The 23787-nt window shown below is 46.0% G+C and carries 13 protein-coding genes; 4 read left to right on the forward strand and 9 right to left on the reverse strand.

All coding sequences use genetic code 11. The features are described from left to right. Positions 1 to 174 precede the first annotated feature (174 nt). From AAE02nite_RS10130 to AAE02nite_RS10170, 9 genes are all read right to left on the reverse strand, one after another. Positions 175 to 2748: a family 20 glycosylhydrolase gene (locus AAE02nite_RS10130; RefSeq protein ID WP_146897617.1), complete on the reverse strand. Its 2574-nt coding sequence runs from the start codon at positions 2746 to 2748 to the stop codon at positions 175 to 177. A gap of 224 nt (positions 2749 to 2972) precedes the next feature. Then, a complete protein-coding gene (locus AAE02nite_RS10135) occupies positions 2973 to 4172 on the reverse strand; it encodes an AGE family epimerase/isomerase (RefSeq protein ID WP_146897618.1) in 1200 nt (399 codons plus the stop codon). Between the two features lie 277 nt (positions 4173 to 4449). Further along, positions 4450 to 6537 carry a GDSL-type esterase/lipase family protein gene (locus AAE02nite_RS10140; protein ID WP_146897619.1) on the reverse strand — a complete coding sequence of 696 codons (2088 nt, stop codon included), beginning with the start codon at positions 6535 to 6537 and terminating at the stop codon, positions 4450 to 4452. Positions 6538 to 6557: 20 nt separating this feature from the next. Further along, a complete protein-coding gene (locus AAE02nite_RS10145; RefSeq protein WP_218033462.1) occupies positions 6558 to 8135 on the reverse strand; it encodes a sialidase family protein in 1578 nt (525 codons plus the stop codon). Positions 8136 to 8288: 153 nt separating this feature from the next. Continuing rightward, positions 8289 to 9545 carry an MFS transporter gene (locus tag AAE02nite_RS10150; protein WP_146897620.1) on the reverse strand — a complete coding sequence of 419 codons (1257 nt, stop codon included), beginning with the start codon at positions 9543 to 9545 and terminating at the stop codon, positions 8289 to 8291. Positions 9546 to 9600: 55 nt separating this feature from the next. Continuing rightward, entirely contained in the window at positions 9601 to 10725 is a 1125-nt protein-coding gene (locus AAE02nite_RS10155) for a Kelch repeat-containing protein (protein ID WP_170252571.1), read from the reverse strand. A gap of 58 nt (positions 10726 to 10783) precedes the next feature. Beyond that, positions 10784 to 11725: a dihydrodipicolinate synthase family protein gene (locus AAE02nite_RS10160; RefSeq protein WP_146897622.1), complete on the reverse strand. Its 942-nt coding sequence runs from the start codon at positions 11723 to 11725 to the stop codon at positions 10784 to 10786. 224 nt (positions 11726 to 11949) lie between these two features. Continuing rightward, positions 11950 to 13482 carry a SusD family outer membrane lipoprotein NanU gene (gene nanU / locus AAE02nite_RS10165; protein ID WP_174761942.1) on the reverse strand — a complete coding sequence of 511 codons (1533 nt, stop codon included), beginning with the start codon at positions 13480 to 13482 and terminating at the stop codon, positions 11950 to 11952. A 21-nt stretch (positions 13483 to 13503) separates the two neighbouring features. Then, positions 13504 to 16809 (reverse strand): SusC/RagA family TonB-linked outer membrane protein, encoded by a 3306-nt coding sequence (locus tag AAE02nite_RS10170; RefSeq protein ID WP_146897623.1) that lies wholly within the window; start codon positions 16807 to 16809, stop codon positions 13504 to 13506. Between the two features lie 445 nt (positions 16810 to 17254). Here AAE02nite_RS10170 and AAE02nite_RS10175 point away from each other — a divergent pair, with 445 nt between their 5' ends. The 4 genes from AAE02nite_RS10175 to AAE02nite_RS10190 all read left to right on the forward strand — a co-directional run bounded on the left by AAE02nite_RS10175 (position 17255) and on the right by AAE02nite_RS10190 (position 23772). Beyond that, on the forward strand, positions 17255 to 17929 hold the full coding sequence (locus AAE02nite_RS10175) for a FadR/GntR family transcriptional regulator (RefSeq protein WP_246150928.1): 675 nt from the start codon (positions 17255 to 17257) through the stop codon (positions 17927 to 17929). 479 nt (positions 17930 to 18408) lie between these two features. Next, positions 18409 to 18984, forward strand: a complete 576-nt coding sequence (locus AAE02nite_RS10180) for an RNA polymerase sigma factor (protein ID WP_146897625.1) — start codon at positions 18409 to 18411, stop codon at positions 18982 to 18984. A 143-nt stretch (positions 18985 to 19127) separates the two neighbouring features. Continuing rightward, complete coding sequence (locus AAE02nite_RS10185) at positions 19128 to 20165, forward strand: FecR family protein (RefSeq protein WP_146897626.1); 1038 nt, start codon at positions 19128 to 19130, stop codon at positions 20163 to 20165. Positions 20166 to 20457: 292 nt separating this feature from the next. Next, complete coding sequence (locus AAE02nite_RS10190; RefSeq protein WP_146897627.1) at positions 20458 to 23772, forward strand: SusC/RagA family TonB-linked outer membrane protein; 3315 nt, start codon at positions 20458 to 20460, stop codon at positions 23770 to 23772. Positions 23773 to 23787: the final 15 nt, after the last annotated feature.

Raw genomic sequence — 23787 nt, forward strand, 5'->3', positions numbered from 1 at the left:
AAAAGTCTTATAATTTATATTATGTTAAATAGCTCTTTAAACTCCTACCGAATAGTCAATGTGCCACTTTCAGCTGTTATGTTTATCTAAATAAATGAATCTACTTTAATATAATTTATGGTGAGGCAGCCTTAACTAATAATAGTTGTCCTTTTTGAATAACGTTCTTTTTTGCTATTCTTCACCTAACGGAACAACGGTAAATATCCATTTAACCGGATTTTGCCAATCAGTGCCTTTAAAGCTTTTTACCGGCAGTTTCACTAAAATGGTATTCCACCCCTGGCGAACATTGCCAATGGTGGGCTCCCGGAATTCGTAACCTTCATCCAGAAGCGGAATTTCGCTGTTGCCTTTCTGACCGGGCCGTTTCCAGACCGGCGGAGGCATAGGTTTACCGTTCAGGAAAACGGCGCTGCCGCGGTTATCCCAGGTGCCGGCCGCCGGAGAATCGGAATTATAGGACCGGGATAAATTATTGAAACCTACCCAAAACTTTTTCGGGCCGCTTACCTCACTCCAGAATTGGGCATATGCGTACCAGGTAGTATTTTCCTGCGGATTTTCCAGGACGCCCGTAACCAACGGGTGCCAGAAATGCCGCAGAACAACCGTACCTCCTACGGCTGGTAAAGCTGCTTTTTCAGGCTTAAAGCCCTTTTGCTCCGGCGCAAAAGCCTTGGTAATATCGCCTTCGTTCGGGTAAGGCCCTAATAACTGCCAGTTTAACCCCGATTGTGCTGCGTAAGGAAAAGGAAGACCGGTAAAATATTGCTGCTGGTGGTTTAATAACCGGTTTTCGAAATTACGGAAAGCGGCGAGTTGCGTTTGAGCATGCGGATTAATATTCGAAATCCAGCCGGGGTAGCCGCCCCCCTGCCAGCTGCGTTCGGCAAAGGCCAGCATAGCCGGGTAAGCCGGGTTCATATGCAGCACATCTTCTTCTTTCAGTACGTTACGGTCGTGCCACACGCAAAAAGTGGCGCCCATAACCTGGTCGCTGCCTTTATCGGTATCGCCCAGCCGCCGGTTAAAAATGGTGGTTACACTTTCCAGCGGGTCCATGTGGTTCAGGTAAAGGTGGCGCGATTCAATATATTTAAGTTCCGGCTGACGCGGACCTTCGGTCATCCAGAGTTGCCGGACAGTGGTTGGGGCCAGATTCCCGCCCGGATCCCAGCCTATGGTTTTTTTGCCCAGTTGGTGAAGCAATTTGGTAATAGCCGGTAAAAATTCCGGATTGGTTATTTTTACCTCGTCGCCGCCTATGTGAATATAAGGCACGTCGTAGGTTTTACTTACATGGGTAAATATTTCTTTCACCAGGGCCAGCCCCCCCGGGCTCTGCATTTCTACGCCCATGGCGCGGGTAAAAGCGGCACTGTGGCCTGGAACATCAATTTCGGGTACCAGCGTAATGTGGCGGTCGCGGCAGTATTGAATTAAATCTTGCATCTCGGCCTCCGAATAATAAGCGCCTTTGTTGCGGAGCATATTTTCGGGCGCGGTTAGCTGCGGATATTTCGGAATTTGCAGGCGCCAGGCAATATCTTCGGTCAGGTGAAAGTGAAAAATATTAAGCTTGTACTGCGCCATTTTATCGATCTGCTGTTTCAGCAAAGGCACTGACTGGAAGTTGCGCCCTACATCTACCATGTACCCGCGCCAGGCAAAAGCCGGCCAGTCGGTGATATGGCAGGCATCTACCAGCTCGTTGTCCCGGATAAGTTGGTTCAGGGTTTGAATACCGTTGAACACACCGTGCGCCGCATTGGCCGTTATTACTATTTTTCCTTCGGTTACTTCTAACTGGTAGGCTTCTGTGGCATTTTGAGGGGCTTTTACTTTTCCTAACCGCAGTTGTATATAGGGTTCATTTCGGGGAGCGGTGTTGGCAATAGTGGCCGTCACTCCTTTGGCTGATAAAACCTGGCGGAGCCGTTCTGCTTCCGGACGTAAGGCCTTTTTTTTTACCACAATATTGTTTGCGCCCTGCAACCGGAAATAACCCGGGTTCCATTTCAATTGCTGCGGTAACGGAATCAGGGCCGGTTTGGGTTCCAGCCCCAGTACGTGCGGATAAAGCAGGTGCTTCCACAAAGCATAGCCTTGGCCGGTCAGGTGCAGGCCATCGTTGGTAAAGGCGGGCGCTAGTTCTCCTTTATCGTTCGCAAAAGCCGCCGTTAAATCGATAAAGGAATATTTATACGTGCTGGCATTTTGCTGCAGCTGCGTATTTATATTTTTAATTTGCGCTCCTTTACCTGTATGGCCGGCAAATTTACCGAACACAGCATTTACTGGTAATATGCTTTGGACGAAAAGTTGGGTCTGGGGTGATTCGCGACGCAGGTAGGCGGCCATGCGGAAAATATTTTGCAACACGGTATCGGCCGGAATATTCCGGGCCAGGTCGTTGGTGCCAATCAGTAGGAATACTTTAGCCGGTTTACCAGCAGCCACCTGGGGCAATCTTTTTAAAACACCAACTGATACGTCGCCGCTGATGCCGCGGTTTTTAACGCGGTTATCCGCGAACAATTCGCCCCATTCTCCGCCATCGGTGAGACTATTTCCCAGGAAAACAATATCCCTGGATGTGGCCGGCAGGGAACCAAAATGGCTAACCCGTTGGTGGTAGTAGGGTGAATGACCTGAATCTGGATTTGCCGGCTGGACAGACTGGGACCAACCAGCAAAAGACCAGGTTAACAACCAGAACAAAGCAATTATTTTCCTGAATATCACGGTTTATTAGGTTTGATTAAGAATTTTTAAATTTTAGATATATTAACTGGCTCATGGGGCCAGCGACAGGGGAATATTTATTCTTTCCTGCTGATTACCTTATGAAAATTATCTTTAGAAACTGACCTGAATGGATAATGACGGCACTTGCCAAAAAGACTCTTCGCCCGGCTTAATTAGGTAACCGAGGCAAAGAATCTTCCTTTTCAGAGAAAAATTATACTTTAGCTGACCGGTTCCTTTTGTAAAAAAGCCTCCAGCGTCTGCCAGCAGTACCACTCCTGGCGCGGCAAATGGAATGGTCCTTTAAATAAATTTCCTTTGATACTGGATGATAAACGCCCGTCGCGGTGCAGGTAGCCGAACCATTCCCCGTTTTCCCGGTCGTGAAAATGCTCGTAAGCATAATCGTGTACCTGCCGGTGCCATTCGGCGTATATAGGGTTACCGGTCATCAGATAGGCCAGGAGCGTGGCGATAATGGTTTCGTTTTGGGGCCACCAAAATTTCATGTCGTGCCAATATTCCTGAACAGGCTTGTTGTATACATCCTGGAAGTAAAGAATACCTCCATATTCGGTATCCCAGCCCCGCTCCCACATGTAATCAAGCATGCGGCAGCCAAGGTTAATCAAATGAGGATCGTTGTTGCGGTGTTTGGCTTCGTGCAAAATAAACCAGGCACCTTCAATGGAATGGCCGGGGTTAAGGGTTCGGCCGTCAAAATGATCAATAATATTCCCTTCGGGGCTTACCTGCTCCATCACGCACCGGATATCGTCCTTCACAAAATCCTGCTCAATTTGGGTAATCCACTTCGAAATCCATTCGTCGCACCGGTCATCGCCAATCGTATCGCGCAGCTGCTGAGCCGTATTAATCATTATCATGGGTACCCCGATGCCTTTAGCCGGACGCGTATCGGTATATTTGGGTATCAGCAGGCCGGGCGTGGTGGCGTATTCCAGGCATTTACCAAACAGACGCCGGGCTTCGGCGGCAATTTCTTCGTCGCCGGAGGCTTTGGCATAGGCCGCGAAAGCGATAACGGCAAAAGTCTCCGAAAAAAAATAACGCCGCTTCCGGATAGGCGCGCCCTCGCGGGTCATGTGAAAAAACATCCGGCCGTCGGTGTCGAAGCAATATTTACGCAGAAAGTCGATGCCTTTTTTGGCGCCCGCCAGCCACTCGGGCCTGGGCTCCACGGTATTATACAGGGTAGACAGCAACCAGGCTGCTCGCCCCTGTATCCACACGGCTTTGTCGTCGTCGAGCAGTCTGCCGTCCGCGTCACGCATCAGCAAATAACCACCAAATTCTTCGTCAATCGAGCGAGGAAACCAGAATGGAACGGTATCTTCCAGCAGCTGTTTCTTATAAAAATTCTTATAATGTTCTAAATTCGGTTCGAATGGGGTTTCCATATCTGACTTATATTATTCTATTATTTTGACTTAAAATATGATGTTATCCTAATGTCTAAAAGTTGCGGTTTAAGGAACCCACTTGTGTCATTCAGGAGGAAACTATTTGGCTACCTGCTAAATAGTTTCCTCCTGAATGACACAAGTGGGTTCCTCAGCTTTAGTAAGTATGGCGTACCATTAGTTAGACCATTATTCAAGACGCTTCTTTTTTCTGGCAGCGTTTGATGTTCCTGCTTATTTTTCTAATATCCGCTTATAATACTATTAAGCCTGGTTAATCAATATTTTGTACTTCTGTTTTAAAAGTGGAGGCCGGTAAAGTTGCTCCGTTGGTCAGGTTGGCCCGGGTGTAAGGCTCCCAGCCGTAGCGAACATACCTGGGGCGCGGCACTTCCGGAGAAGAAACCATTACTTTATTCCGGCGGATATTGGCTTTTGCTTTTTTAAATACCAGGTCGCTGCCGGCAATTTCGAAGCCGCGCAAAGGTTGCCCGTCGCTGGTTTGCAGTTTATTATCAAACGCAAACGTACAGATTACTTCCTGGCCTTTTATTTTTCCCGTTTTGAGCAGCGGTCCGCTGTATATTATTTTTTTACCGTAAGTCTGCGCTAGGGCCCAGGCGGCCAAACGCTCACCTACCTGCCGTTTCTGGCGCGGATGTACGTCCGTGGAATCTCCTATGTCGCTGGTTACCGCCATACCCACCTTATTAAGTTGCGGGAGCAGCCGGCGCTGGCTATCACGGAAATGGGGCCAACTGGGGCGGCTGAGACTGGATAGCTGGGTATAATAAAACGGAAAATCATAGCCCCAATGCTGCCGCCAGCTACGCACCATTGTGCGGAATAATTCGGCGTGCAGCGCCTCGTTATGCGTGTTACTTTCGCCCTGGTACCAAATTACCCCTTTTATGGGAAAGGAGGTGAATGGCGCTATACCGGCCTCATAATTATAAGCGGGCTCATACGGGTGCCGCTGTTTTGCCACCGTCGTGTTTTTTAAATTTACCCCGGCGCGTTCCCGGCACCAGTCCATAATAAAGTCGGAAGTTTGCCATTTGGGGAGCAAATCTACCAGTTGCGGATGATGCTCTAAAGTATAGCGGTCAATCCACGATTCGGTATTAGAACCGCCTACGGCCACCTGAATCAGGCCAATGGGAATATTTAGTTCCTGATACAACTGTTGGCCGAAAAAGTAAGCAACAGCCGAAAAATCGCGGGCACTTACCGAATCGCAACGCTGCCAGCTTCCGGAAAAATATTGCAGTTGGTTTACCTGGCGGAGCGTTGCGGAATCCCAGGCAAAATTGCCGGTTTCGGCTAAAGGTTTCATCCGGAGCAAGCGGATGTTGCCGGATTGTTGCGCACGTTTCATCTCATCATCGGTCCGTTGGGCTGCACTAAGCGGAAATGCCATGTTAGACTGGCCGGAACTCAGCCAGACCTCCCCCACCAGAATATCCTGCACCATAATTTTTTTAGTAGTCGTAGCTACTTCCAATTGGTAAGGACCTCCCGCTTTTTTCGGGGCCAGGATGGCTTTCCAGCGGCCATCGGCGCTGGCTTTGGTTTTTAGCTGTTCCTTGCCAAACTTAATCGTAATCTCTTCGCCGGCATCGGCGGTGCCTTGTACTGGTATCGGCATTTTTTGCTGCAGAACCATGTGGTCGGTGAATACCGGAGCCAATTGCAACCCGCCGTACTTGCCTGTCAGTTGACCAAAAAGCGTTCGGACAATAATAGAAGCGCCTTCGGCGGTTGGGTGCAATTCATCCGGAAATAAATCGGAGCGGTTATGCAGCGGGCGGTTTAAATCTACCAATTCCACCGATCGGGCCCGGGCAATTACCGGAATCAGGTCCTGGATCTGCCAGTACCAGTCGCGGGTACCAGATTTAAAGCGCGGGTGCCCCGAAAATATTGGGGTGAGCCGGCAAACCAGGATGCGCACTTTCGGATTTACCGCCCGCAGGGTATCAATCAAACTATAATAATCGGCGGTAAATTCGTCCTGATAATTGGGCCAGTTGCGGGGATCTGTATCATTCAGGCCCAGGTGAATAATAGCAATATCGGGTTTAAAGGTTAGGGCATCTTTATACTGCTGGGTTTTATGGTAGGGCCGGTGGCCTTTCTGCAACAGAGTTGCCCCGTTTAAACCAAAATTACCAACATCATAACCGGTACCGAGTAGCTTCTGCAGTTGGGCCGGATAAGAATTATGCTCCCGGTCTTCAATACCCGCCCCAAAGGTTACTGAATTACCAATACAGGCTACTTTCTCCTTTGCCTGGCTTTGTCTGGCCAGGCAAGGGAGAGAAAGCAAACCGGTAAGCAGAATCAGGAAAATTCTCTTCATGCCCGGGGTTCTTGGTTCCGTTATTTTATTATTTCATCTACCGGCACGGCTACAAAGTATAAATCCTTGATGCCTTCGTAAAGAATGCCAATGGTGTTATCATCTATTTTGGTAAGCGAAGAATAGCCGTAGCTGGGGCGTTCGTCTACCATTGTTTTATTCACTTGCGACCATGTTTCGCCTAAATCCAGGCTGGCTTTAATGGCAATATTATTCCGGCTGTAAGAATTATCGGGGTTGCTGAAAAATAATACCTCCCGGAGCTTGCCTTTCACTTTAACGTTGGCTTTTATCAGGCTGCCCATGCAAACGGGGTCGATCAGGGTATTATAAGAAGTAATGTGTTCTACCCAGTTTTTACCTAAATCGGTGGTAGTGGCTACACTCCGGAATTCGCCCCGGTTATCGCGCATGTTCAGCATTAAGGTGCCCGGCGTGGTTTCTACTACCTGGCTTTCGGTGGTGTTGGCTTTGGGTCCGGCCAGGCTGCCAACCCAGGTTTTACCGTGGTCGGCGCTGTAAATAATGGTAGAATGGGGCATGCCTTTTTCGTCCCAGTACTGGGCCGGGAATACCAGTTTACCATCTTTCATGGCAATGGCGTTACCTGGTCCGTTAAAGAATAAATTCCAGGCCGGATTTTTTACCTGGGAGGTTATGTTCATGGGCTCCGACCAGGTTTTTCCGTCGTCGGCGCTGCTTACCAGTACAAACTGGCCGGTTTCGTCGGGCGAGAGGCCGGGTTTAGAACCCGCAATAGACCGGTTGCCTTTGCTCCAGAGAGCGGCCACCCATATTTTTTTGGTTGCCGGATCAAACAGAATAGCCGGGTCGCCGATACCGTTGTTTTCGTGCGGCGCGCCCATATCCATTATTATTTTCATACGTTCCCAGGTTTTGCCACCGTCGGTGCTCCGGCTCATGCCCACATCAATATTGCCGGGTAAGTCGCGGGAAGTTTCGTAGCGGATATCGTATACCGAAATCAAAGTGCCTTTATCGGTGGTGGCTATGCCCGGAATGCGGTAAGTGTTTACTTTTTCGTCGCCGGCCCGCCGTACCGGAACCCCAATTCTTTTCACGTAGGCCGATTTATCTTCGGTGATTTTTTGGCCTTTGTTCTGGTTATTAAAAAGCTGGGTGCAGTGTACCTCAATCTTTTCTTTAATATTGGCTGTTTCTTTTAAGCTGGCGCTCAGCCAGATATAATGCCATCCTGGTTTGAGGGTCAGTTGTACCGGAATTTTAAAATCAGTACTGGTTGGGGTAAACGTAGCTATCGGTTTGGTAGCGGCAAATTTCGGCTCCTGGTCGGTGAAATAAACGTTCAACTCCCGGATGGCCAGTACCGCCGCTTTATTAATACTGGTTTGGATGCCTGTATAGGTTACTTTCGAAACACCCGCCGGTACGTAAATGCCAATTCGCACCAACGGATTGGCGGCTACACCCAATAACACCGGATTGGCCGGGGCCGTACTGGTTATTATTACTTCCGGTTCGAACACCCGGTTATGCTGTTTTCCCACAAAACCAAAACTGCTGATTAATGCAACCAGCATAAAGCATAGTAACTTATGTTCTTTTATCTTTCTCATTATTTTTTAAAATATCAGCGCTTCTAATACCAAAAAGTATAAAGGCTGTTTTATTTGATAATCAGCTTCTTTGAAAGAAACTCTTCTATAAAACTGGTACTGGTGGTAGGAGGTCTATAATAGAAAGCATCATCTGTTCAGCTTATCTAATTATTAAGCATTTACAAAATTGTTGACTTTCGGGCGAAGGAAATATAATTGTACGAGGAGCGCCACCACTACTATTCCCGCCAGCATCGCAAAGCTTTTTCCCAGATTGCCGGCGTCGGTCGACTTACCTAATAAATCAGTAATAAAAGCGCCGGCAAAAACCCCGGTCATATTCATCAGACCATAAGCGGTAGCCCGGTATTTGGCCGAAACAAACTGGCAAAGAATAGGCATATTATTCGCATCGAACATACCGTAGCCAAAACCAAAGCAAAAGGCAGCTCCCATTACATTAAATAAGGAATCACCAAAACCAATCAGCAATAAAGACGGAATAGTTAACCCCAGGCCAATAGCGCTGGTGTAAACCCGGCCGCGTATATTTTTTTGCACCCATCTATCGGATAAAATGCCGCCGAAGATGACTCCCAAAAACGAAGAGGCCGCAATGGTAATGGTAGACAAAGGACCGGCCGTGGCCATGTCGATGTTTAAATTTTGGGCAAACAAGGTAGGCAGCCAGTTTTTAGTAGCCCAGCCCGGCAGACTGGGAATGGCAAAATAAAACAGGATGACCCAAAAGGATATATTCGTAAATAAGACGCCCAGTCCCTTTAAAACAGAGGTCTTATCTTCCGGATTAAGGCTATTAATATTTGCTGTGGCTGCCGCATCTTTCTTCTCTCTTAAAAAAAATATCAAAACAACAGAATACGCAATACCTATTAAGCCAAATGTATGAAAAGTGGTATGCCACGAATAAGTGGCGGCAATCGTAGCCCCGAAACCACCTAATGCCTGCCCCATATAAAGCCCCGTCATGTGAATACCGATGGCCAAGGAACGGGTTTTATCTTCATGGAAATCGGCAATGAGCGATAAGCTCGCGGGTATATACAAGGCTTCGCTTACGCCCATAATGGCCCGCAACCAATATAGCTCCTGGAAGGTATCGGCATAGCCCATGGCATACGTAACGCCCGACCAAACAAATAAGCTACTCACAATAATCCATTTCCGGTCGAATTTATCAGCAATTATGCCCGCTACCGGACTCATTAGGCCATAGATCCACAGAAAAATACCCATTAAATAACCGAAATTGGTAGCCGACTGTAATTCAGAGATATCTACTTCCATAGAAGGCCGCATGGTAGACAGCATTTGGCGGTCCATGTAGTTTAACAAGGCTACTACCCATAATAAACCTACCACTATCCAGGGGTAATATTTTCGGAATTTTGATTGTGTAGCCACCATCTGCATTTGTTAAAAAAGATGTTTCTGTCAGCACCTACCGGCGCCAACACCTATATTATTTATGAATAAATTTCCCGAGTAATAGCTGCGGGGTGCGTACGCCGGCTTTTATCTCACCACTGGGTATAAGTACTCCGTCGGCCCAGTTAACCGCTGTGGTCGTAACCGGCACCTCAAAAGGAATCGTGCCTAATTTTTTCCAGGTATCGGCATGGGCATTGTATTGCAGCACTTCCTTGCTAAATCCCGGATGGGCTGACTGTAAATTAGCTTTTTGCTGAATTAATTCCTGTTTCTTCGCTTCGCCTTTTTCGGCAGCAATAGCCGCTAGCAACTGTTCGGTTTTATGAAACGTTTCGCCTTTATCGCCACCGAATAATAATATATTGCCGGCTCGGGTTGCCATACCGGTTCCAGCTGATAAAGCATAAGGTAAGGATTGCTTTTGCTGCCACTGGCTACTTTTCAAATCATATTGGTAAACCGAATCATATAAGTCGCTGATGCCATTGCTGTTTTTCTTTCTGCCGCCGATTAAATAAATATATTGATGTTCACCACTGGACTGCATCACCATTACGGCGTGGGAAATTGGTTTTGGCAATGGGGGCAATTGCTGCCAACCAGCCGCCGGATGGTTTAAATCAAGGCTAAAAAACTGATTGGATACGCCGTCTGCCATTTCGCCTCCACCCACATAAACTTTATTATTTATAGATGTTATAGCGGCATTCGTAACCGCTATGGGCAAGTCAGGCAGGTTTTTTACCGCTATATTTTTAGTGGCTGTATCCCATTGTATTAAAAGCACCTGGTTGGTGATGCCCTTATCGTTTTCGCCACCGGCGCAAATTATGCCTGAAGGCGTGGAACAACTGGCGCCGTACGCCACCGGGTTGGACAAATGAAAAAGCTTTGGGTAGGGTTTAATAGTATTTCCTTTAGCCTCTTTTTCAAACACGTATATATCGTTGTAATATTTTTTTGTGCCACCGAGCCAGGGCATCTTATCCGGAAAGTTGGCGCCGCCCGCTACTACCAGCACCTGGTGGTGAACGCCCGCAACCGGACCTGCCAGGCCTAAGGCCTTGGCTTGTCCGGTTAGGGCTGGCAGTTCAACGGCCACTTTCCAGTTTATAGCCTGAACGGTTTGGCTTTGGGCCATCGTTTGATTATGCATTATCATTACTAAGATTAAAGCAATTGTATGGAATAGCTCTATTTTCATCAGCAATAAGCTAAGATGTTACTAGCTGCGGATTTCTGGATTTATAAGTCTCAAACGGAAGAGCCTGTACCTCTTTTTTAAAGGCCTCAAACGCATTGTGGCTCATATTTTTTACCGGCAGGCGAAATTCGCCGCAATTCAGTCCCACTAATTTCATGTAAGCTTTACCCGTAGCAATGCCGCCGTATTTGCCTAACAAACTAATCATGTCAATCGATTGCTGCTGCAGTGCCTGTGCCTTGCTGAGATCGCCTTTGTTGAACGCATCAATCAGTTGATTATATAAGGGCGCAGCATAGTTGTAGGTGCTTCCTACCCCACCTTTGGCTCCCAGTACCAACGCCGACAACAAGTTCTCGTCGCGGCCCCAGAGCAAATCGTATTTACCATTGGCAAAATGCAGGCAGGAGAGAAAATCCATAAAATCTTCGTGGGTATATTTAATGCCGGCAAAATTAACAATGCGGCCGTCAACTTCCCGCAACAAGTCAATCATGGCAAAATTTACGCCGGTGAGCACCGGAATGTGGTAATAATAAAATGGCATTTCCGGTACGGCTTCGGCAACAGCCTGGCAACAGGCCGCCAACATTTGCACATTGGCCGGTTTAAAATAAAAAGGCGCGGTAAACGAAACAGCGTATAAATTTACACTTTGGGCATGGCGGGCCAGGTCGATGGCATCCTGTAGGCAGGTACCACCCACCAACGTGATAACTTTAAAATCAGCATCCTGCTCCGTAGCGCTGGCCCAAGCTTCGGCTACGCTTTTCTTCTCTTCGAGGGTAAGCGACACGCCTTCGCCGGTAGAGCCGCAGATAAAAGCCCCGGTATTAGCGTTGGCTTTCAGCATGCGGTAATAATCCGGAATAATATCCAGGTTTAAGCTACCATCGGGGTGCATGGGCGTAAAAGGAGCCGCAATAAGCCCGGTTAATTGATTGATTTTCATTTGATTTTAATTAATTAATTAATAATCAGAAATTTATTTTTTTTCCTGCAGAACAGGTAATTCCTTACTACCCTTTCCCTGTGATTAAACTGAGAAAACCGGCATTTAATCGTGCGGAGGAACCAGGTGGCTAAACCTGGCAGTTTCGTATTTGCTGCCAGGAATTATTTAGCCATCCCGGTAATCCACCCGTACTAAAAATTCTCTGTAATTTTTAGCAGGCTTTAGAATTTAGCGTAGCCAGGGGTTTGTTCCAGGGCCCGGTTATTAGTTAAAGAGTTCCGGTCAATGGGCCACAGCACTTTATAAGCTTCGGTAGGCGATAAGGTGGTATGAGCATACACGTAATTGTCTCCCATGCGGCGTAAATCGTACCAGCGTTTGCCTTCAAAAATAAACTCGTAAAAGCGTTCCTGCAGCAGGGCTTCCCGGGGGTTGGCATCAATGGATTGATTAGGGTAGGCATGAACGGCCGGTTTATAATTAGCACCAAAAGCCCGGGTTCTTACCGCATTTATTTCAGTGGCCGGATTTTCGCCCAGCACCACTTTGGCTTCAGCCAGCAGCAAGAGCAAATCGGCGTGCCGGTAAATCGGGAAATCGTTCGTATACTGGCGGGCACCAGCATTCTGTTCGCCCGGATATTTCTTCACAAAAGCGCCGGCAATAACATAATTGCCGCCTACCCGCTGGGAAGCCGGCTGGATGGTAACCCGTTTGCGGGTATCGTCATCTTTAAACTTCCGGAAAGCGGCTACCCTTACCGGTGCCCGCAGCAAACCACCCCAGTTATCGGTGGTAACATTAAATTGCCGGTTGGCCAGCGAATCGTAAAAGTTCGCGATTAAGCCGGACTGGGGTACAAAGCTACTCGGGATAAAACTTTGGGTTGACTCGTTTAACAAGTAGCGGCTGGCAAATATTATCTCGGGGTTGCCTTTAGTGGTAAATACATCGGCAAAATTAGGCAGTAAAGCCAATCCCGGCACGTTGGTCTGAATATCGGTCAGCGCATTTTTGGCGATGGTGGCATCGGCTGCTCCCCCGCCCCGATGAGCCGTCCATAAATAAACCTCGCCTTTGAGCATGAGCGTAGCCGCCTTCGACCAGTAAGATTTTGTCTGACGGAATGAATAATTAGTGCCGAAGCTGGTCACTGAGTTATCTAAATCGGACTTAATCAGTTGCATTACTTCGGCTTCCGACGACGCTGGCTTGGCCAAATTGGCAATATCAATTTCGATTACCGGCTCGGTTTGGATAACCACCTGGCCCCAGGACCGCAACAACTGGAAATAATAAAAAGCGCGCATGCCGTAAGCCTGACCCAGGTAATAGCTTTTATTTGCTTCCGTTACCACATTGGTGGTGTTTAATTTCTCTATCAGTAAGTTCAGCTGGTTAATATTGGTGTAAAATCCGCCAAAGTTACTAATCCCGGGGTTGTCCAGGTCCAGGGTTTGCAGCCACATGCGCTCCAGGCCCTGCGAGGCTTCGCCGGTAAACGAAGCGCTGGAGCCGGGCTCCGTTCCAAAAATATCGGCCCGCAGTTCGCCCAGGAACAGGAAATTGCCATTGTGGCTCCGGAACCGGGTATGTACGCCGGTTACAAAAGCTTCGATCTGATCCGGCGACTGCCAGTAGTTGGCATCGCTGATAGAACTGACTGGCGCCAAATCTAATTTATCCGAGCAGGAGGTGTTCAGCATTACCATCCCGGCGGCAATAATTAATATATTTTTTATATTCTTTTTCATAATGAATTGCCTCTGACTTTATTAAAATGAAACCTGCACGCCTAATACTGCTGACCGGGGAGTTGGGTAAGTACCGGTGTAAATTCCGGTAATAGAACCGCTAACAGCTGGTGGTTCGGGGCTGGGACCGCTGAACGGCGTGACATAGAATAAATTATTTAAGCTGGTATAAATCCGGGCCTGCGAAATTAGTTTAGTCCGGGCCAGCAAGGATTTAGATACATCGTAAGACAAGGTAATTTCGCGACTGGCTAAATAATTACCTTTTTCGTAGAAGCGTGAGTTATTACCATTTAATACGGAGCCGGCGTTGTTGGCCCGGGTATAGTTTTGTTTGGAGCCCGCTACCTGGTCGGCAAAATATACCTTAGGAATATCGGTTTCGGTGTTTGTTGGTGACCAGGCATTTTTCTGCCAATCGATGTAATTGAATGTGCCCTGGTAATTACCTAGTGTCCGGGCTACTAAATCGTTGTAAATGGTATGGCCTACGGCAAAATCAAAACGGTTGTACAGGGTAAAGTTTTTGTACGACAAGGTAGTAGAAAAACCGCCGGTCCATTTCGGGAAAATATTACCCAGATAAACCTGGTCGCGGGAGTCGATGATGTTGTTTTGGTCAACGTCTTCCCAATTTACATCGCCCGGGGTAATGCGGCCGTTCGGTCCGACGGGTAATCCGGGACCGGTAATGCGGGCAATCGCATCGGTCCGGTTGCCGGCTACTGCGGCTACTTCTTCGGCATCTTTAAAGATAGATACCTGGCGGAATCCGTAAATATCGCCTAAGCGGCCACCTTCCTGCAAACCACCTACCCAAACTACTTCACCGGCTTTGGGGTCGTACACCTGAATACCGCCCTGGCGGTTTCTTTCGTTGCCATTAAAGGGAAGTTGCAGAATTTTGTTTTTGATATAAGAAGCATTACCACCAATGGTCAGGTTAACCCCCGATGGCGAGCGCAGCACATCGGCACTCACGGTAAACTCGTATCCCTGGTTCTGGTAAGTACCTAAATTGGTCCGCACCGTGTTAAAGCCAATGTAGCTGGGCAGGGTTAAATTAGTTAATAAATCGCTGGTGCGGCGGTCGAAATAATCGAACAGCACCGAAACTCTGTTGTCGAGGAAACCTATATCGGCCCCCACATCTATGGTTTTGCTTTTTTCCCAGCGCAGGCCTGGGTTCGGGAATTCGGTGTTCAGGAAACCGGCGTTGCCGTTGTAATTGCCTTGCAGGCCATAAACGCCCTGCACTTCGTAGCGACCTAAGCCGGCCACGTTGCCGTTTTCGCCGTAGCTTACCCGCGGCTTAAGCGATGACACATATTTCTGCAAGCCAAGGTTCTGGAAAAAAGGTTCGCGGTGAATATTCCAGCCGGCCGACATGCCCGGAAAGAAACCCGCGCGGTTATCCTGGGCTAAGCTCGAAACAGCGTCGCGCCGGAACACGGCGGTAAACAGGTAACGCTGGTCGTAATCGTAATTAAACCGGCCAAAAGCCGACAAAATGCGGTACTCCGAAATATTACTGTAATTACTGCCGGCTGCAAAAATAGTAGAGGCATTGGCCGTAGGAATATCATCGGTAGGTGCATTCTGACCCAATACCTGCATATCGTTCGAGCGTACGCTAAAATATTCGGCGCCCACCATGGCATCTACATTATGTTTATTGCCTATTGTCCGGACGTAGTTTAATAAACCATTGTATTGCTGCTGAAAATCGCGCGCAAAGCCGTTGGTAGAAGTACGGCTGGTATTGTTGAACGAAGGCGGATTAGCAAAAATATTGGCGTAAGTCTGTGTCGATTTCTGGAACGACTGGTTCAGATTTTCGAACAGGTAGGCGTTACCGGTTCCTTTAAAGTAAAAGCCCGGCAATATTTCCCAGTTTACGGCACCGTTTACCGTTATCCGGTTCACTTCGTTGTTCCGTTCCGCCCGGTTCAGCCAGTAAAGCGGGTTCCCGTCGCTGATGCTGTTACCCGGGTTCGGTTGGGTTTTGGCCGCATCTATCCACGGGTTGAAGGTAGGCCAGATGGCCAGACTCCGGTAAAGGGTATTGGCCTCGCCACCTAATACACCCACCTGCGAAGAGGTAGACATGGTAACGCCGGTACTTACTTCTACATTGGGGCGAATTTTGTAGGAACCATTCAACACGCCGGAATAACGCTTGTAGCTGGAGCCAACGATAACTCCGTCTTCATCGAAATAATCGAAGCTGGCAAAATATTTACCTTTTTCGTTCCCGCCCACCGCACTGATGTAATGGTCGCGCGTATAAGTATTCCGGAAGACCAGGTCTTCAATTTCGCCGCCGTGATCGCGGAAAATAATGGAATCGGCGGAGGTGTTATAAGGATCTGCCATTACCTCCCACCCTTCGGCGAGTAAGCCCCGGTTGCTGCCGCTGAGTTTCTGGATATCAAAAGTAGCCAGGTTAGCAGGGTCAGTCAGCATGCCCAGGCCCCGCGAAGAATTTACCTGCGCCAAGGTGCGGCCGGCGTTTAAATAACCAAGGCGGGTATAATATATATAATCGCGGGCGCCTAAATATTTATATCCTTCCCGGCCCTTGTTATAACCACCGGTAAATTTATAAGAAATTTGGGCGGTACCACTTTTACCTTGTTTGGTGGTAATTAGAATAACCCCGTTGTTGGCCCGGGCGCCGTAAATGGCCGTTGAGGCGGCATCTTTCAGCAGTTCAATGGAAGCAATATCTTCCGAGGCAATGTCGTTGAGCGAGCGCACAACGCCATCCACAATTACCAGTGGTGCTCCCGGACTGTTAATTGAGGCACCACCTCTTAACAAAATTACCGGTCCTGCACCTGGCTGACCGGTGCTGTTTACCACCTGCACCCCGGAAACGGTTCCCTGCAGCGCACTGCCCACATTGGCCCGTGGTACACTTTCCAGCACCTCGGTATCTACTTTGGCCACCGAGTTGGTCAGAGTTTCGCGACTCTGGGTTCCATAACCCACCACTACTACTTCGCCCAGCATTTTGGCCGAAGGTTTTAAAGTTACCGTAATCGCTTCGGCGGCATTTTTAACAGGTATTTCCTGCGCATCAAAACCGGTATAACTAAAAACCAGCACATCGCCCGCCTTAGCCGGCACCGTAAATTTACCTTCCAAATCGGTAGAGGCACCTTGGGTGGTGCCTTTTACCAGTACCGTTACGCCAATCAGCGGCTGGTTATCTTCGCCGGAACTAACGCGCCCACTCACGCCCGGGGCTTGGGCACTTAAAAAATGACTGATGAGAAAGCCAATATTCAGTAATAGAATTCGGCGTAAAATTTTTGATTTCATGGGTGGAGGTTATTGTATTAAGTAAGACATAATTAAATAAAAAGCATTCCTTAACTAAAAATCATTTAAATTTTAAGCAAAAGTCTTACAACTTTGGCAGTAAAAAATTATATATGTTAAAAAATCTGTATCTTTGCAGCCCTAAAAAGGAAAATTTAGGACAGGAAAAATTCTTCTGACGCTAAAGATGATTATTAAATTGGAACTTAATTTTCTGTACAAGTATTTTATAGACATATCAATTGATGCCGAGAGTCTTTAAAGCCAAAATAACATATTGCTTTATGTAAGACATAAGAAAGGTAAAAATTACTTTCAGCTATTCCAAACAAAATCTTAAATATTTTTTAACATAACCTTAATCTGGCTTAATAAGTAGGTCGGGTTAGAATGAGGTACATCTGAATATATACCGTTAATGGAGAATATAATTAATAAATTAGAGATGATTGACACCAGCTCGCTGGTAGATAGAGTCGAAATGAATTTAATTGAATTGCTGGTTAAAAAGAATTTAAAGGTGGGCAGCTCTATCCCGACCGAAATTGAACTGGCTGGCGCCTTGGGAGTGAGCCGCTCCGTTATTCGGGAGGCTCTGGTGCGGCTGCGCATGATAGGGTTGATTGAATCTAAAAAACACCGGGGCGCTATTATTACCAACCCGGACCTGCTGGCTCTGCTGGAGAAAAGAATGATTCCGCAGGTGCTGGATGATGGAACGCTGCGCGAAATATTTGAATTGCGTTTGGTGCTGGAAATAGGTATGGCTGATCTCATTATGGAAAGAGTAACGCCGGAGCAAATAGCCGAACTTAAGGAAATTGTAGCCAACGAACCCAACCAAACCGAATCGTACCAGTTTCAGATTCAGCACGAAATTAATTTCCACGGCAAATTGTATGACATATCTGGTAACGAAACCCTGAAAAAGTTTCAGAAGATGCTGTTGCCGGTATTTGATTATGTGCACCAAAGTGGCCTTTTGAAAAAAGATGCTATCATCCGCAAATTTGTTTCGCACAAAGGCTTGGTTGATATTATTGAACACGGCTCCGCTGAAATGCTGAGAAATGCCATGCGTAATCACCTGGAAAACCATTTTGCGCGGCTATTTCATTAATCCCTTTTTCTTTAAAATTCCTTTTTGATATTATATCTTAATAAATATATTTTGATTTAAATTTACCCTGAAGCAGTTTAACATTTAATAAGTTGGCATATGCTGTTACCCATGCTGCGGGAGTACGAACAAGTAGTCTGGCAGAAACTTTAGCATAGGCGGTAATAACCCATGGTTAGCACCTAATTCAAAGCAAGCAATACCTACCGGCTACTTTATCTCACAGTATTTACGCATTGGGTTTCTGCAACTAATTCTCTTTAGCTGAATTTTAATAGGGTTTTCGCACTATAAATATATGTATCAGAAGGCTTCCTCTCTTCCTGGCAGCAGATGCTCACCCCCTATTGCTCAGCTTGCTTCTGGTTAATCCGGGGCTGTGCGTTCAATATGGGTTGATAAGAAAATGATTGGATTTATATTTTATTTATTTTATATTTAAAAAACCTGTTTTCCTTAATTAATTTAAATTTTTAAGCATGCCTCTAAAAAATGCTTTTAATGAATGGGAAGATTGTGCGTTATGGGATAGTTTTAGAAATAATAACCTGGAAGCTTTTACCGTGCTGTTCTTCCGTCATTATTCCTTTTTATTCCGTACCGGAAAGCAGATGCAGATAGAGGAAGAACTGGTAAAAGATACTTTACAGGAATTTTTTGAATATTTATGGCAGCACCGGCAAAACTTAAGTGATGCCAGGTTCCCAAAGTTATATTTAGTCAAATCATTTAAGCGCCTACTCTTAAACAAAGTTTCTAAATCTTCTGTTTTGGTTTCTGTTTCGGATATTGATGAATTAAAAATAAGAGAGCACGAGCCTTCTGTTGAAAAAAAACTCATAGAGCAACAAGAAAGTCAACTACAATTAATGCGGCTTCAGGAGGAAATCAAGAAGCTTCCCGAGCGTCAGCAGGAAGCACTTCATTTAAAATATTTTTGCGAAATGGATTACGACCAAATCTCCTCCGCTTTAGACATTAGTTATCAGTCAAGTCGTAATCTTATTCACAAAGCCGTACAAAAACTCAGAGAAAGTTTCAAGATAGGTTTCTGAAAATCAGAAGAACGCTACTTTTTATCTCCTTCACTCCTTATTAATATATCTCTATATCTGCCGTAATTTAAATCTTAATATTAGGGTACAAAACTAAAAAATACTCTCTTTTAAGTTAACTTAGTAATTATAATAGAATAGTTATGCCCTATTCAGATTTTAATACAGAAGATTTTGTTAAAGATCCGTATTTTCAGGTTTGGGTATTACAGGACGATCCGGAAGCAAATTCTTTTTGGGAATTATGGATGGAGCTATATCCGGAAAAAGAAAAAACCGTTTCGGCTGCCATCGAAATTCTCTTGAATGAGAATGTTGAAAAGGAATTAATTGTACCAGAGGCGCAAATTAAAGAAGCATGGGAACAATTAAATATAAATATCCAACCAAATGTAATTCCAATCAGTAGTCCCTCCTATTCGGGCACGCACCCCAAAAAACCTGTTAGCTGGCTGTTAGTGGCGGCGGCTATTACCGGTATATTAATGCTAACCTTTGGTTTTCTATACTTCCGGGAGCAGCATAAAACAGTTACGTATACTTCTGTTAACAGCCAGGTTTTGCCCATTACTTTGCCCGATGGTTCAGCGGTAATGCTCAATTCCAATTCATCGTTAGCTTTTAAAAAGACCTGGACTAACCAAAGCCAGCGGGAAGTCTGGTTAAAGGGTGAAGCCTTCTTTTCGGTAACTAAAAAGCCGTTGAAAGGTATGCCAACCTTTACGGTACATGCAAACAAAGTTCAGGTTCAAGTGCTGGGCACGCAGTTTAATGTTGCCGACCGGGCTTCTCAAACCCAGGTAATCTTAAATTCCGGCAAAATTAAATTAATGGTTAATGATACCCGTAAGCCCACGGCTTTAACCATGTTGCCCGGTGATTATGTAGCTTTAGATAAATACGAAGAAAAGATCATTAAATTAAAAGTTAATCCGGAAGCTTTTTCGGGTTGGCGTTCACAAAAATTGGTATTTAAAAATACGCCGTTGGCCGAAATTATCGCCCAAATAGAACAGACTTACGGTACTAAAATTATTTTAACTGATACCAGTTTAGTAGACCGAACCTTTACCGGCACTTTCCCGAATAATAATTTACCGGTACTGTTACAGACCTTAGAAAAAGCATTTCAGTTAAATATAAGCCAACAAGGTCAGATCTTAACTTTTCGCAAGATTTAATAATCCGCTCCAGATTTTATACTTGCTTTTTAAGCTTGTTCCCTTCATTCAGGATAAAAATTAAAAAAATTTATCCTGAGTGAAGAGTACAAACAATACCTCACTCTCTCTTTATAGCTACACAACCAAATTTAAGCTCTAAAATATTTGAGCTGATATTTTCCTATAAGGAAATACTTACGATTAAGGCTTGTGTGGTAAGCTCTTCATAGAAAGGAAGTGCGTTAGCTGCCAGGCTCTAAATTTTGCTGCGTTAAAACAAACTTTTTATAAACTTTTATCCACCACTTTTATGAAAAACAGCTACAAACTTGCCTTATGGGTATGTGCGATAGTACTTTTTTCTCACGGCCATATACAGGGCCAGGAATTAGCACTTTCGAAACCTGAAGCGAACACACCGCAAAATAAATCCCAGGCAGCCCAATCCCTCCAGAAAATTCTTTCACAACTGGAATCGCAGTACAAAGTAAATTTCGCCTACGAAGAAGCGCTCGTTACCGATAAAGTAATACAGCTTCCGGCTGGCCGGATAACGAATCTGGCAAAAACATTGAACGAACTTTTAAATCCTTTAAACCTGAAGGTTGAAAAAATTAATAATAATTTATTTTTAATCTTAAGTCAACCCGAAAAGGGTAAGCCCCAAAGTAAAACCAACACGCAAGTAAGCCCCCATAACTCCGTAAACACAACTATTATAGCGGCTGATTTCTCCGTTAACGGCAAAGTAACCGACGAAAGCGGTACCGGTTTACCCGGGGTAAGCGTTTTGGTCAAAGGCACAACCCTTGGCACAACTACCAATTCTGACGGTACTTTTACTTTATCGGTGCCCCAGAGAAACAGTATTTTAATATTCTCTTTTATTGGGTTTTCTTCGCAGGAAGTGCCCGTAAACGGCCAGGCCAACCTTTCCATCCAGATGGCGCCCGATGCCAAAGCCCTGGACGAAGTAGTGGTGGTAGGCTATGGCGTAGTGAAGAAAAGTGATTTAACGGGGTCATTATCGCAGGTTAAAACACAGGAAATCCGCTCTTTCCCCACCAATAATGTTTTACAGGCCATTTCGGGCCGGGCCAGCGGCGTACAGGTGCTGCAAACAACAGGGGCGCCGGGGGCCGGCTTAAATGTCCGGATCAGAGGTACTAATTCTATCCAGGGCGGCAACGAACCGCTTTATGTGATAGACGGATTTCCTTTTTCGGGCAATCCCACCAATTTAAACAACGCCGATATTGAAAGCATAGAAGTGCTGAAAGATGCTTCGGCCACGGCTATCTATGGCTCCAGGGGTGCCAATGGGGTGGTACTGATTACCACCAAACAAGGTAAAGCCGGCCAGACCCGCGTAGAGTATGAAACCACTTACAGCATGCAGACTTTACGCAAGAAGCTGGAATTAATGAATGGGCAAGAGTACGCCATGCTGAATAACCTGCAGGCTGCCAACGATAAAATTGCCCTGTATTTTACCCAGGAACAAATAAATAATTTTGGCGAAGGCACCGATTGGCAGGACGTGGTTTTTCAGAAAGCGCCCATGGCTTCTTCGTCATTAAGCGTAAACGGTGGCAATGAGAAAACGCAGTTTTCCGTAACCGGCAGTTATTTGGGCCAGGAAGGTATTATTAAAGGCAGCGATTATAACCGCTACGCCTTAAGCACCAAGATCAATCACAAGATCAGCGATAAATTTCAAATAAATTTTTCTAATAATGCCAGCCGTTTAGCTACCGAAAGAAAAGATAGCGAAGGCGGCTCGCGGGGTAATTCTATGATTGGGGCAGCTATTTCGGCCGCGCCCATTTCTACTCCTTACCGCGAAGATGGTTCTTACTCCATCTTGTCGCAGGATTATCCTTTTGTAGCAGTTGATATCAGAAACCCGCTGAATTATATTAATGAGCAATTTAATACCATAAAAGCTAATGTCTTATTAACCAATGCCTCGCTTTTGTTTAATCCCATTCCGGAACTAACAGTTAAAATATCCGGGGGCATAGAAAACCGCGACGACCGCACCGATAATTACACCACCCGCAAATTCTTAAACTCCGAAGGCCGCGCCAGTGTAAGCACCAGCCAATTTACCAGTTTATTAAGTGAAAACACCATCAGCTACCTAAAAACGCTGAACGAAGATCACCAGATTTCGGCGGTAGCGGGTTTTACCTACCAGGATTTTTTAACCACTTCTTTATCGGGTAGCGGTACCGGTTTCCTGAGCGATGCTTTTGAAACCTATAACCTGGAAGCTGCGGCTACGCCCGGAATTGCAAATTCCGGCTATGCCAAATCAGTTTTATTATCGTATTTAGGCCGGCTTAATTATTCCTTCAACAATAAATATTTACTTACTGTAAGTTTCCGTACCGATGGTTCTTCACGGTACAGCGACGGTAAAAAGTGGGGCAGTTTCCCTTCTGCGGCCCTGGCCTGGCGGGCTTCGGAAGAAGAATTCCTGAAATCCAGCAATATTTTCTCGGACCTGAAAGTACGCGCCAGTTGGGGATTAACCGGTAGCCAGGCCATTAGCCCATACACCACGCTAAATCAATTATCATCCGGCAATACCGTTTTTGGCAATTCGCTGTACACCACTTTTGCCCCCAGCACGGTTTTACCCGGTAATTTAAAATGGGAAACCACCGAGCAAATAAATTTTGGTTTCGATTTAGGTATTCTGGAGAACCGTTTATACCTGACTACCGATTATTACATTAAAAATACCCGCGATTTATTAAATACCGTGCGGCTACCTAATTCTTTGAGCTTTACCACCACCATCCGGAACGTAGGCGAAGTACAAAACAAGGGGCTGGAATTAGGGCTGGAAGCAAAAGCCATTCAGGGCAAATTTAACTGGGATTTGTTCGGGAATATTTCCTTTAACCGCAACAAGGTGGTTAGCTTAAACGATGGCAAAGATATTTTAGGCACCTCTATTAATGTGCTGGTATTATCCGATAATCTTACCATTCTGCGTGAAGGACGACCCATTGGCCAGTTTTGGGGCTACCAGGAAGATGGCTATACCGATAAAGGACAAATTAAATTTAAAGATTTAAACAACGATGGCGCCATTTCGGCGGACGATAAAACCTACATCGGCAACCCGAATCCTAAATTTATTTACGGCCTGAACTCAAACATGTCGTTTAACAATTTTGAGTTAACCGCCTTCTTCCAGGGTTCTTACGGCAACGATATTTTTAATGTAAGCGCCATTCCCAGCACCCTCGATTACGGCCAAGGATTGAACATGCCCCGCGAAGTATTTCAAAATCATTGGACCCCGGAAAATCCTAATGCCAAATATCCCATCATCAGCCGTACCACTTCCGCCCGGGCATCCGACCGCTGGATAGAAGACGGCTCGTATTTGCGCCTCCGGAATATTCAGTTAGCCTACAACCTCCCCATCGAGAAGTTTAGCTTGGGCTGGATTAAAAATGCCCAGGTAAGTGTGAGCGGGCAAAACTTAGTTACCTGGACCAAATATTCCTGGTGGGACCCCGAAATTAACTCCCGCGGCGCCGGTATCGATTATTACAGCTACCCCATTTCCAAAGTGGTTACCGCCGGTATCCGGATTGGTTTTTAATTCTTTGGGTATTAG

Source organism: Adhaeribacter aerolatus (genome assembly GCF_007991635.1).
Classification (GTDB): domain Bacteria; phylum Bacteroidota; class Bacteroidia; order Cytophagales; family Hymenobacteraceae; genus Adhaeribacter; species Adhaeribacter aerolatus.

Excerpts from the sequence above, each read along its gene's own strand:
- AAE02nite_RS10135 (WP_146897618.1), bottom strand. The coding sequence starts at position 4,172 with ATGGAAACCCCATTCGAACCGAATTTAGAACATTATAAGAATTTTTAT.
- AAE02nite_RS10140 (WP_146897619.1), bottom strand. The coding sequence starts at position 6,537 with ATGAAGAGAATTTTCCTGATTCTGCTTACCGGTTTGCTTTCTCTCCCT.
- AAE02nite_RS10145 (WP_218033462.1), bottom strand. The coding sequence starts at position 8,135 with ATGAGAAAGATAAAAGAACATAAGTTACTATGCTTTATGCTGGTTGCA.
- AAE02nite_RS10150 (WP_146897620.1), bottom strand. The coding sequence starts at position 9,545 with ATGGTGGCTACACAATCAAAATTCCGAAAATATTACCCCTGGATAGTG.
- AAE02nite_RS10155 (WP_170252571.1), bottom strand. The coding sequence starts at position 10,725 with ATGCATAATCAAACGATGGCCCAAAGCCAAACCGTTCAGGCTATAAAC.
- AAE02nite_RS10160 (WP_146897622.1), bottom strand. The coding sequence starts at position 11,725 with ATGAAAATCAATCAATTAACCGGGCTTATTGCGGCTCCTTTTACGCCC.
- nanU (WP_174761942.1), bottom strand. The coding sequence starts at position 13,482 with ATGAAAAAGAATATAAAAAATATATTAATTATTGCCGCCGGGATGGTA.
- AAE02nite_RS10170 (WP_146897623.1), bottom strand. The coding sequence starts at position 16,809 with ATGAAATCAAAAATTTTACGCCGAATTCTATTACTGAATATTGGCTTT.
- AAE02nite_RS10175 (WP_246150928.1), top strand. The coding sequence starts at position 17,255 with ATGATTGACACCAGCTCGCTGGTAGATAGAGTCGAAATGAATTTAATT.
- AAE02nite_RS10180 (WP_146897625.1), top strand. The coding sequence starts at position 18,409 with ATGCCTCTAAAAAATGCTTTTAATGAATGGGAAGATTGTGCGTTATGG.
- AAE02nite_RS10185 (WP_146897626.1), top strand. The coding sequence starts at position 19,128 with ATGCCCTATTCAGATTTTAATACAGAAGATTTTGTTAAAGATCCGTAT.
- AAE02nite_RS10190 (WP_146897627.1), top strand. The coding sequence starts at position 20,458 with ATGAAAAACAGCTACAAACTTGCCTTATGGGTATGTGCGATAGTACTT.